The following is a 9,324-nucleotide window of genomic DNA, read 5'->3' on the forward strand; positions in this document are numbered from 1 at the left end:
GCCCTTGAGGTCCGTATGACCCGGCGCTGGGAAAGAGCTTCTTCCGGATACTTCGAAGGAGCACCGGGAAGGCAGCCCGGATATCCGCGGGGGAGTGAAAAAAAGCAAGGAGGGTAGATTTATTCAGACCAGTCCCATCTGGAAGAGCTTTGGCAGGATGAAGATTGCTATGATGACGGCCACCATCGCATAGCTCACCGCAGCAACAACATAACCCGAGTACTGGATCAGGCCTTTCCGGTCAAGGATCCGGTCCACCCCTTCTTTCATGATGTACCCGCCGTCGAGTGGGACCAGGGGCAGGGCATTGAACGTACCGACTGCAAGGTTCCACCAGCCGCACCAGAAAAGGATCTGGATCACGAGCCAGAAATGCGGGAACGGGACACTCCACATCGCGGAGCTTGCCGTATCGTTTATGAGTACCATGAACGATCCATAGGTACCAGGATAGAGAATCACCCCGAACGGGAGAGCAAGGAGGATAAAAAACCCGAGCGGGCTTGCTAGGCTGTTGAATACCTGTTTCATATATGCGGTATCGTAATAAGAGACACCCATGAACCCGCTCGTGCTGTTTCCCACTCCCGCAGGCCATGCGGCGAGCGTCAGGGTATATGTCTCCGGAGTCCCCCCGTTATCGACCACCACGGTGGCAGTATCCCCAGGTTTCGTCCTGCCCAGCACACGGGCAACGTCATCTGTGGTCGGGACGCTGACTCCGTTTACTTCCGTTATTATGGAGTTTGGCGGCACACCAGCAGTATATGCAGGGGAGTCCACATAGACCCCATTGACAAAAGGAATGGAAAGAGGTACGGCAAATCCGAGGAGGAAGATCAGCAGGCCAAAACAGATCACCCCGGCAAGGATGTTGTTGGTGATGCCAGCCCCGAACATCCGCATCTTCGGCCATCCCTTTGACCGTTCCTGGTCCTCCTCGTCCGGTTCAACAAAGGCGCCGATGGGGATGACCGGCACGAGGAGTCCCATGGATTTCACCCGGATGCCTTCGACACGGCAGAGGATCGCGTGACCGAATTCGTGGACCACCATCGTGATGATAAGACCGATCAGCACTGCAATGGTGAGGGGGATGAAATCGTTCACGCCGGGTATTCCTAAAAAATTGTTCAGGTTATTTACAGCAGTAGGTTGTGGTTTCTCTACGATCGTATACTGGAGTGCGTTGACGAGCAGGAGCGTCATCAGCACCGATACGACAACGACCATGACGACGCCAATAGTCCCGTAAATCCGGAAGAACGTCCGGTACCGGGCAAACCCGTCAAAAAAACCGACCCGGTCCGTCTTGATCGCCATGATCGGGCCGTAGAAGGTGATATGGTTCTCCCACAGTTTCCGTGTATGGATATAGTACGCCAGGACCGTATAGATAAGAACGATTCCCAGTGCTAAGAGAAGCAAGTCCATCAATAATTATGGCATTTTAATAAAGATAATGACTATCCAAAAAAAGCCTGCCGGGTATGATACCTGCGGCATAATCAGAAATCCATGAGGGACTTCTGGGATTTTCTGGCCAGCATCGCGCTGATCGTCTTCCAGCTCTTCCGTGCTATGGGCGGGGGCGACCCGTGCTCTCCAATCCAGGTCTCCAGGAACCGGATCGTAACCGGGTCTGCGGGGTAGCCGCTGCCGATCTCGCCATATTTCTTTGCAAGGGTCACGATTGCACGATCCCGGGTCACCTTGGCGATGATGCTCGCGGCCGAGACCACCGGGTACTTCACGTCCGCGTGGTGCTCGGAGACGATCTCGCATTGTTTCACGAGGTTGCCTTTGACCATCTCCGCGTACCGGAAGGAATTGACATCGCAGGCATCCACGTAAGCGCACGAAGGGGAGAGTTTGTCGATGGCCCGGGCATGGGTCCGGGCCATCGCCGCATTCAGGGTCATCTCGGTCCGGATCGCATCGATCTCCTGCGCGTCGAGCTTGATCGTGGCAACCTTGCACTGCGCCCGTATCAGGGGGTAAAGGCGTTCGCGTTCCTTTGGGGAGACAAGCTTTGAATCCTTCACCCCGAGGCCGTCGAGTACGTTTTCTGAGGTCACTCCCACTGCCGCCACAACGAGCGGGCCGAGTACCGAGCCCTTCCCCGCTTCATCGACCCCGCATATCACACTCAGAATTTGATACCCAAATTATTTTAAATGCCGGTGAGGGTAACCGGTAAGCATGTACATCATCATCGTAGGGCTCGGAGGTATCGGGAGAAATCTCGCAAAGATGGCAGTGGAACATGCCCACACCGTCGTGGTCATCGACCAGGACGAAGCCCGCTGCAGCGAGGTCCTCGAGCACTACGATGTGCTGGCCGTGACCGGCAACGCGACCGACAAGACGATCCTTGAGGAAGCAGGTATCGACCGGGCCGATGCGATGATCGCCACCACCAGCGACGACTCGGTCAACCTGATGACCTGCTGGCTGGCCAAGAAGTTCCGGGTCCCGAATGTGGTCGCGATCGTCAACCAGTCATCCCATTCCGACTTTTTCAAGGAAGTGGGAGTCCGGATCAGCGAGAACCCGGACGAGCTCGTCGCTTCCCGGCTCTATTACTGGACCCAGAACCCGCAGCTCCAGCAGCTCGCCTCCATTCCCGGGGGTACGATCTTCGAGATCGTTGCCGAGAACGGCGCCCCGATCGTGAACCACGAGATCCGGGAACTCAAGGTGAAGGACTTCGTCTTCATCGCGCTCCGCAGGCAGAACGGGGAGCTGATCATCCCAAGCGGCAGCGTGCGGATCCAGGGGGGGGATATCTTCACGGTCTTCACGAAAAAAGAGGCCGAGGACGACTGCCTCCGGCTTCTCAACAAACAGCTCAAAAAATCAACGGATTGATGCCGCAAGGGCACCGAGCTCAAGTACCAGTTTCGGGTTTACCCGGATAATCTCTTTTATCAGATTAATGGTGGAGAATTCCTTGAGGTTCAGGTTCGATACGGAGTGGATGATCTCGTTGAGTTTCGTATCGGGCTGTTTGATCAGGTATTCCTTGATGTGGTAATTGCGCTCGATTGCCTTACCCATCTTGGATGCCCGCCATGCCTTGTCATAGGCCATGAGACATTTCTTCGAGACATCGCCTTTCCCGATACAGTCCGCTGCCACTTCGGCGGCAAGCCTTCCGGTGTACATCGCGTTGTAGATACCGCCACCTGTCAGCGGGTCGACTACCCGGGCTGCGTCACCGGCGATAATGAGGCCGTCAGCGACCGTGCAGTCCAGTGGACGGCAGACCGAGACGCCACCGGGGATGTACTCGATGGTCTTCCCGTTCGGGAAGGTCTTTTTCACGAATTTGTCAAGGTAGTCCTTTGCCCGGTGGCCTTCCCCACTCTTCTTCCCGGAGATGCCGATCCCGACATTTGCCGTCCGGTTACCCTTGGGGAAGATCCAGAGGTATCCTTCCGGTGCTACCTCGTTTCCGAGGTAGAAGATCGTTGCGTGGGGATCGATGTCAATATCGGTCATCACGTACTGGACCGAGCTCATGATCTCGCGGACAGGTACGGTAGTGTCGATGCCGCACCATTTTGAGAATTTTGATTCCACGCCATCGGCTGCAATGACCACTTCGGCCCTGACATCCGTGATCTTGCCGCAGAAATCAATCTTTGCACCCCTGACAAAACCGTTCTCCCTAATAGGGGCACATGCCCGTGACTTCACCGCAACATCAGCGCCCGCTTCCGCCGCCTTCCAGACCAGTTCCCGGTCGAAGAACTTCCGGTCAAGGACATAACCGACCTTGCTGCCGGCCATGGCGGATTCCAGTTTCATGAAAAAGCCATCGGGAGCAACGATCCCTGCCCCGGTCATCTCTGCCGAGATCCAGCGGGGATCAGGATCGATGAACTCCTGGAGGGCTTCCTTGCCGATCCCTTCCGCACAGCGGACCGGGGCGCCAATCGCCGGGCGCTTCTCCACGATGCAGGCAGAGAGACCTTTCCCGACTGCGGTCTTTGCTGCAAGTGCTCCCGCAGGGCCACCACCGATGACAAGCACGTCATACTTATTTTTCATGGACTACCTCCAGGGCACCAAGGGGGCAGACTTTTGCACAGACGCCGCAGCTCGTGCAGTTCTTCTCTACGGAAAGGTACGCATCGATCAGTTCGAGGGCACCCTCCGAACAGACAGAGACACAGCATCCGCAATATCCACAAATATCCCGATGTACTTTGAGCATTGAGAGATCATGTTGGCGCGCCCTTTCATTAATATTTACGATACGGTGCGGGCGAGGCCACGCAGCGTACCGTTACAGGGAGTCCGCAAGTGAGAACGTGCCGTATTTCCCGCCGCCGCCCGGGTGCAGGGTGATCGTCCCGTTCCGCAGGGCAGAAATCGCATCCGCGACCTTCGGGTGAACCGCACGGATCTCCTCGACCGGTGCATCGATCAGGACCGCGATCTCGTTTTCGAACCTGCTGATGAACGAGGCATAGATTGACTTGCATTTCTTCGTGTTCGGTGATGACAAGCCTTCCATCGTCTGGATGATCTGGGCGAGCGGGAGGACGTGGACATAGGGGGGACGGGGGCGGGGCTCTCCTCCCCCGGACAGCTCCTTTGCCCGGTCGGACACACCTTTCTTGATAATGCCGCCGTCCGCAGGGCACCGCCACCCGTGACGGACTGCCTCTTCCAGCGGGTACTGCGTGAAACACCGGACGCAGGCGGTACGGTTGTACTTCCCTTCCTCCGGGAAGAACCCGGCGTTCATGACCACGTTTCCCTTAGTTATTGCTTCAAGCACCCGTTTGACCGTTGCTGCCCCCGTATCGAGCCGGTTGAACTCTCGCCCGAGCTTGTCCGGGTGGGGGCTGTGGGCATCGGAGTTAGAGAGGAACGGGATATCGTAGAGATCCGGGATCGCGGCCCCGTACGAGCTGTCTGCCGAGAGGCCAAGTTCGAGAAAGTCGATGGGCTCGCTGCCATAGCAGTCGGCAACCCCGGTGCAGTACGCGTACATTGAGGTCCACGGAGTGAAGGCATGGGCAGGGCCGATCAGTGCGCCGACGCTGTGGGCATAGCGGGCGATCTTCTCACCGGAGAGGTAAACATGCGGGCGTCCGGTCGTGGAGAAACTCTTGCAGGTCCCTTCCATGAGCTCCTGCAAATCGGCGAACTGTGAGAAGTCTTCGGCCATGATGAGGTGGTGCACCCTTCGCTCGTCCTCAACTTCACCGGTCGGAACGACTATGACACCTGCATCGTTCGTCAGGAACGGCTCCCAGGTCTTCCGCCAGACCGGGTGGAGGGCGTCACCGGTGCCGAGCACCTGAATCCCCTTGGTTACGCACCCCGCGAGCAGCGGTTCCGGCTGCATGAAGCGGGAGACGGCCATGGAGTACGGCGAATGGATGTGCAGGTCGGCATTAACGTGCATGAGTACCTGAACGATTGTACCTTGCGGAATATAAGAGGAGGTGATGGGGGGATCATACCCTGCCACAACATCCGGTCCGCCATCCCCAAAGGAGAGGGGGGGTCACATGGGTACAGTTAACCGGTCAGGATCCGGCCAGGACCGCAGGATACGAACCCCTATTTCCGGCAGATTCACGGAGTAGATATTGTCCCGGGGGATTGACTGGAGCCGCATGAAGTCCGGGCGGCAACAACCAATTGTACCCATGCGACCCCCCCCAATCACGTCCGGGTTTTTGCGGAATTTTGTGTATTTTTACGAAGTGAAATTCTGTTGGATAGAGAATTTTTGGAGGGAGGGGGTCGCATGGGTACAAATGTAGATCATGGCCAGCCTCCAGACCCATGCAGGGGATCCAGCCATAATTTGTACTGATCCAAACTCTCATCCCCTCCAAACACCAGAACACCTGCATAAGGTGACCTCATGACACAGGCTGTTATAGTTCAGGTAGGAGATCCGGCACGGAACTTCTCGCTTAAGGACCAGGAAGACAAGACCTTCGATCTCTACGAGCAGGAAGGGAAACGGGTGCTCCTATCGTTCCACCCGCTCGCGTGGACGGAGTTCTGCGCAGCCCAGATGAAATCGCTCGAGGAGAAACGGGAGGTGCTCGCCTCACACAACTGCATCCCCGTCGGGATCAGTGTCGATTCCATACCATGCAAGAAGGCGTGGGCAAAGAACCTCGGGATCTCGAAGACCCCGCTTCTCTGTGACTTCTGGCCGCACGGGGCGGTTGCGGAGAAGTACGGGCTCTTCCGGGACGCAAACGGGTTCTCCGAACGGGCGAACGTGATCATTGACGAGAAGCAGCGGGTCGTGTTCGTGAAGGTATACCCGGTGCATTCGGTGCCGGATATCGGGGAGATCATTGCGTTTTTGGGGAAGTGAGGCGGACATACTCTATGGTAGTTATGAGCGTGACCCCCTCTCTCCCCCAAAGGGGGAAGCAGCCCAAGGGGAGCACCCCTTGACCCCCTTCTGGTACGAATACTTCTGATCAACCTTCTTGCCCAGCGAGGCCCCGACGAGGCGGCCGAGCGACCCCCGAAGGGGGTGGGTTGACTCCTTTCTTCTGAAATGGAGTGTGTAACCCTTTGGATGCAAACCAAGACCCTTATTTTAAACATCCACAAATAGAGATTCATGGAATTATCTGAAGATGAAAGGGAGATGTTTGTAAAGAAAAAAGAGGAGATATCTCTAATAACATCAGAACTTTTAACAGAAAAATTAAGTAATTCTGAAAAACTTTCAAGGATGAATCAAATTCTATCAATTTTAAGTACTCTCGAAAGTTACGCTAAACCAGATAGAGATCTCTTTATTTTTCAAGACCATGTAAACAAAGTAAGTGCCTTGATGCAAACAGGGATGGATACGCAATTGTTGATTTCAATATTTTGTTCCGCAGCAAATTCTGTCAAATTCGACATTTCAAAAAAGGGGATCCGGATTCCCTTTTTGATTCAAATAAAGGAATTGATTTTTAATAAAAATCAAGTTGGTTAGTCTTTTTGGATTTTCCCAAAGTTCGTGCAACCTGTTAAAATATGAAATAACAAAATATATCGTCACCCAGATGGAGGTTGCAGTATGGAATTGAAGTATCTACTTTTCGTCACATTGCTCATTGTGACCTTGGTAGTTGGTTGTTTACAACCTCCACCAGATAATTTGCCTATACCAACCGGAAATATTGTCACGATAACACAAACTCCAAAAGAAAACGGGGGACTGCCATATCAAACAGTTACAACCAGTCCAATTATTGTAACTATTCCCGAACAGACCCAAATACCCCCTGTAACTCAATCCTCCCAGAGAACCTACGTTGTTGCAGTTACAGCAAGTTTGTGGGCACCGGGTTGTATGGGGGGAACTACTAATGGAGTATGTAATGGAGTGACTACAACCTCACCGACAATTGTCATTATGAACCAAGGGGGGCAAGATAATGAAAATTTACAATTTTTTTCCGTCTCCGTCAATGATGTGAATGTGGGAGAAATTCATCCGGATAGTGGACAATCCTCATTACCTGTAGGAGCAATCGGAAGGTTCTCAGTTACGAATTCAAACAAGTACCATATCGTAGTAACGGGACATTTTGTGGGAGGGGCAACTCAAATACTTATGGATACTTCACTATAACTCTTATTTTTTTTAAAAAGTTCAGAATATCCGGGACATGCAAATGTCACCGTTTCCCGGCCCGAGCTCACCCGATATAACTCAGCTCTTCATCCTTCCCCTTTTCACCTTCGACCAGGTTCTCGATCGCCTTCTCCATTTCAGCGGCCCGGTCGTTGAGTTTTGTTGAGTCGACCGGGACGCCGGTCAGCTTCGAGAGCATGGCAAGGACGTTTGCCGCACTCATCGGGTCGACAAGGTACCCGCTCGTCTCCCCCATCAGGCAGACCGCATCGATCCCCCGGCGGGCCGAGAGTCCGAGCATGAGGCCGGCAGCTCCCACGATCCCGCCACCCGGCTCTTCGCGGTTGAATGTTACACCGGCAGCTTCGAGCTCCTCACGGAGTTCCACCCTGTTCACCGCCCCCAGCACCCGGGGTTCATTCACAAGGTGGCCGACGCCGAATCCCCCGAGGGTGTAGATCCGCTTCACGTGCAGCTCCTCTGCAATCTCGCAGTAACATTCTGCAAGGAGGTAGTGCCCCTCGTTCGAGGTACTCTGGTGGTCCCCGACAAGGAAGACGATGTCGCGGCCTTCGGACTGATACAGGAACAACTCATTCCTTGCAAGCCGGGCCAGGCCGTTCTCTTCGATGATCACCTGGGGGGGAAGATAGATCGAATGGATCTCCCCGATCTTCTCGGCCCCGAGCATATGGATCATGTACTCGGCAACCAGCTTTCCTACCTGGCCAATGCCGGGGAGTCCTTCAATCAGGATAGGATCGACAGGTTTCTTATCCCTGAAACTGTCCGTGTAGCTGACCGCGATATCTTCAATCATGGTGCTTTAGCCAGCCTGCGGTATTTGCCGTACTTGTCTTCAGGAGAGAACCGTGCAGGATGTGCTACTGCCGTCGCCTGGCCGCACACGGGACAGGTAGGAGAAAGAGTATAGATATTGTCTGCAGAGCAGTGCCGGATGCGCCCGGTCATGCACTTTTCCCGGATTTCGGTTTCTTGACGAGCTTGCCCTCGCCACCGGACTTTTCCAGAACCGCGATCGCAGCGTTCGCTGACTTCTCGATCGCCTTCTCGGCAGCCTTGTAATCGGGAGCGGTCACCTTGATGCGGTAGGTGGGGGCGCCGAGGTACAGGAGTTCAATCTCTGCACCCGGGGTCTTCGATGCGCTCGCCTTCTCAAGCGCCTTACGGATCACTTCAATACCATCGGACCGGGTGGAGGTGAGGACGAGGTGCCCGGTCACTTCCACGTGGGGCACCTTCACGCTCTCCTGCGCCACGCGCTGGAGGATCTCGGAGACGTTCTTTGAGAAACCGAGTTTCTTGAGCGAGCTCTCGGGATCGATCACGATATCTTCAAAGACCGGGTAGAAAGCCCCGAACTTTTTGTAGATCACGTCCTCGATATCCGTGAGGGATTCGCCCGACTGTTCCGCAACGAACCCCAGCCACTTCTGGGCCTTGGACTCGTTCTTCCACTCGCGGATCTTCTCGCGGCGCTGGTGCTCGTTGACATCCTTTAAGGAGAGGTCGATGTGTCCGCGGGTCCGGTCTACGTTGAGGACCTTGCAGACGATCTTCTGGCCTTCCCGGATATGGTCGCGGATGTACTTGATCCAGCCCGTTGCAATTTCAGAGATGGGGATGAGCCCCTGGCGGCCACCGTACTCATCGAGCGAGACGAAGGCAACAAAGTC

At 54.9% G+C, this 9,324-nt stretch carries 12 protein-coding genes; 4 read left to right on the forward strand and 8 right to left on the reverse strand.

Annotation, left to right across the window (positions count from 1 at the left end):
* Positions 1–123 precede the first annotated feature (123 nt).
* Positions 124–1,434: a site-2 protease family protein gene (locus tag ABSE13_RS11920; protein WP_424028735.1), complete on the reverse strand. Its 1,311-nt coding sequence runs from the start codon at positions 1,432–1,434 to the stop codon at positions 124–126.
* A gap of 74 nt (positions 1,435–1,508) precedes the next feature.
* A complete protein-coding gene (gene rnhB, locus ABSE13_RS11925; protein WP_424028736.1) occupies positions 1,509–2,147 on the reverse strand; it encodes a ribonuclease HII in 639 nt (212 codons plus the stop codon).
* A gap of 55 nt (positions 2,148–2,202) precedes the next feature.
* Between rnhB and ABSE13_RS11930 the strand changes: the two genes are divergently transcribed.
* The gene (locus ABSE13_RS11930) at positions 2,203–2,871 is read left to right on the forward strand and encodes a potassium channel family protein (protein WP_424028737.1); all 669 of its coding nucleotides are present in this window, start codon (positions 2,203–2,205) and stop codon (positions 2,869–2,871) included.
* Here the strand turns inward: ABSE13_RS11930 and ABSE13_RS11935 are convergent.
* The 3 genes from ABSE13_RS11935 to ABSE13_RS11945 all read right to left on the reverse strand — a co-directional run bounded on the left by ABSE13_RS11935 (position 2,860) and on the right by ABSE13_RS11945 (position 5,425).
* Complete coding sequence (locus ABSE13_RS11935) at positions 2,860–4,056, reverse strand: NAD(P)/FAD-dependent oxidoreductase (RefSeq protein WP_424028738.1); 1,197 nt, start codon at positions 4,054–4,056, stop codon at positions 2,860–2,862. The two genes, ABSE13_RS11930 and ABSE13_RS11935, sit on opposite strands and share 12 nt — an antisense overlap.
* Positions 4,046–4,222 (reverse strand): 4Fe-4S binding protein, encoded by a 177-nt coding sequence (locus tag ABSE13_RS11940; protein ID WP_424028739.1) that lies wholly within the window; start codon positions 4,220–4,222, stop codon positions 4,046–4,048. The genes ABSE13_RS11935 and ABSE13_RS11940 overlap by 11 nt, the downstream gene beginning before the upstream one ends.
* Before the next feature lie 72 nt (positions 4,223–4,294).
* Positions 4,295–5,425 (reverse strand): endonuclease Q family protein, encoded by a 1,131-nt coding sequence (locus ABSE13_RS11945; protein ID WP_424028740.1) that lies wholly within the window; start codon positions 5,423–5,425, stop codon positions 4,295–4,297.
* A gap of 468 nt (positions 5,426–5,893) precedes the next feature.
* On the opposite strand from ABSE13_RS11945, the gene ABSE13_RS11950 reads away from it, so the two are divergent.
* The 3 genes from ABSE13_RS11950 to ABSE13_RS11960 all read left to right on the forward strand — a co-directional run bounded on the left by ABSE13_RS11950 (position 5,894) and on the right by ABSE13_RS11960 (position 7,624).
* Positions 5,894–6,361: a redoxin domain-containing protein gene (locus ABSE13_RS11950; protein WP_424028741.1), complete on the forward strand. Its 468-nt coding sequence runs from the start codon at positions 5,894–5,896 to the stop codon at positions 6,359–6,361.
* 255 nt (positions 6,362–6,616) lie between these two features.
* Positions 6,617–6,982 carry a hypothetical protein gene (locus tag ABSE13_RS11955; RefSeq protein ID WP_424028742.1) on the forward strand — a complete coding sequence of 122 codons (366 nt, stop codon included), beginning with the start codon at positions 6,617–6,619 and terminating at the stop codon, positions 6,980–6,982.
* Positions 6,983–7,066: 84 nt separating this feature from the next.
* The gene (locus tag ABSE13_RS11960; protein ID WP_424028743.1) at positions 7,067–7,624 is read left to right on the forward strand and encodes a hypothetical protein; all 558 of its coding nucleotides are present in this window, start codon (positions 7,067–7,069) and stop codon (positions 7,622–7,624) included.
* Positions 7,625–7,691: 67 nt separating this feature from the next.
* Here ABSE13_RS11960 and ABSE13_RS11965 read toward each other — a convergent pair whose 3' ends face one another.
* The 3 genes from ABSE13_RS11965 to ABSE13_RS11975 all read right to left on the reverse strand — a co-directional run.
* Entirely contained in the window at positions 7,692–8,447 is a 756-nt protein-coding gene (locus ABSE13_RS11965; RefSeq protein WP_424028744.1) for a proteasome assembly chaperone family protein, read from the reverse strand.
* Entirely contained in the window at positions 8,444–8,599 is a 156-nt protein-coding gene (locus tag ABSE13_RS11970) for an RNA-protein complex protein Nop10 (RefSeq protein WP_424028745.1), read from the reverse strand. The genes ABSE13_RS11965 and ABSE13_RS11970 overlap by 4 nt, the downstream gene beginning before the upstream one ends.
* Positions 8,596–9,324: translation initiation factor IF-2 subunit alpha (locus tag ABSE13_RS11975; protein WP_424028746.1), on the reverse strand; the 729-nt coding region annotated here is incomplete at its 5' end. The genes ABSE13_RS11970 and ABSE13_RS11975, both read right to left, overlap by 4 nt.

The organism is Methanoregula sp. (assembly GCF_049518935.1).
Lineage (GTDB): Archaea > Halobacteriota > Methanomicrobia > Methanomicrobiales > Methanospirillaceae > Methanoregula.

What these genes read in the sequence shown, in the direction of transcription:
- ABSE13_RS11920 (WP_424028735.1), bottom strand. Translation starts at nt 1,434, where the DNA reads ATGGACTTGCTTCTCTTAGCACTGGGAATCGTTCTTATCTATACGGTC.
- ABSE13_RS11930 (WP_424028737.1), top strand. Translation starts at nt 2,203, where the DNA reads ATGTACATCATCATCGTAGGGCTCGGAGGTATCGGGAGAAATCTCGCA.
- ABSE13_RS11935 (WP_424028738.1), bottom strand. Translation starts at nt 4,056, where the DNA reads ATGAAAAATAAGTATGACGTGCTTGTCATCGGTGGTGGCCCTGCGGGA.
- ABSE13_RS11940 (WP_424028739.1), bottom strand. Translation starts at nt 4,222, where the DNA reads ATGCTCAAAGTACATCGGGATATTTGTGGATATTGCGGATGCTGTGTC.
- ABSE13_RS11945 (WP_424028740.1), bottom strand. Translation starts at nt 5,425, where the DNA reads ATGCACGTTAATGCCGACCTGCACATCCATTCGCCGTACTCCATGGCC.
- ABSE13_RS11950 (WP_424028741.1), top strand. Translation starts at nt 5,894, where the DNA reads ATGACACAGGCTGTTATAGTTCAGGTAGGAGATCCGGCACGGAACTTC.
- ABSE13_RS11955 (WP_424028742.1), top strand. Translation starts at nt 6,617, where the DNA reads ATGGAATTATCTGAAGATGAAAGGGAGATGTTTGTAAAGAAAAAAGAG.
- ABSE13_RS11960 (WP_424028743.1), top strand. Translation starts at nt 7,067, where the DNA reads ATGGAATTGAAGTATCTACTTTTCGTCACATTGCTCATTGTGACCTTG.
- ABSE13_RS11965 (WP_424028744.1), bottom strand. Translation starts at nt 8,447, where the DNA reads ATGATTGAAGATATCGCGGTCAGCTACACGGACAGTTTCAGGGATAAG.
- ABSE13_RS11970 (WP_424028745.1), bottom strand. Translation starts at nt 8,599, where the DNA reads ATGACCGGGCGCATCCGGCACTGCTCTGCAGACAATATCTATACTCTT.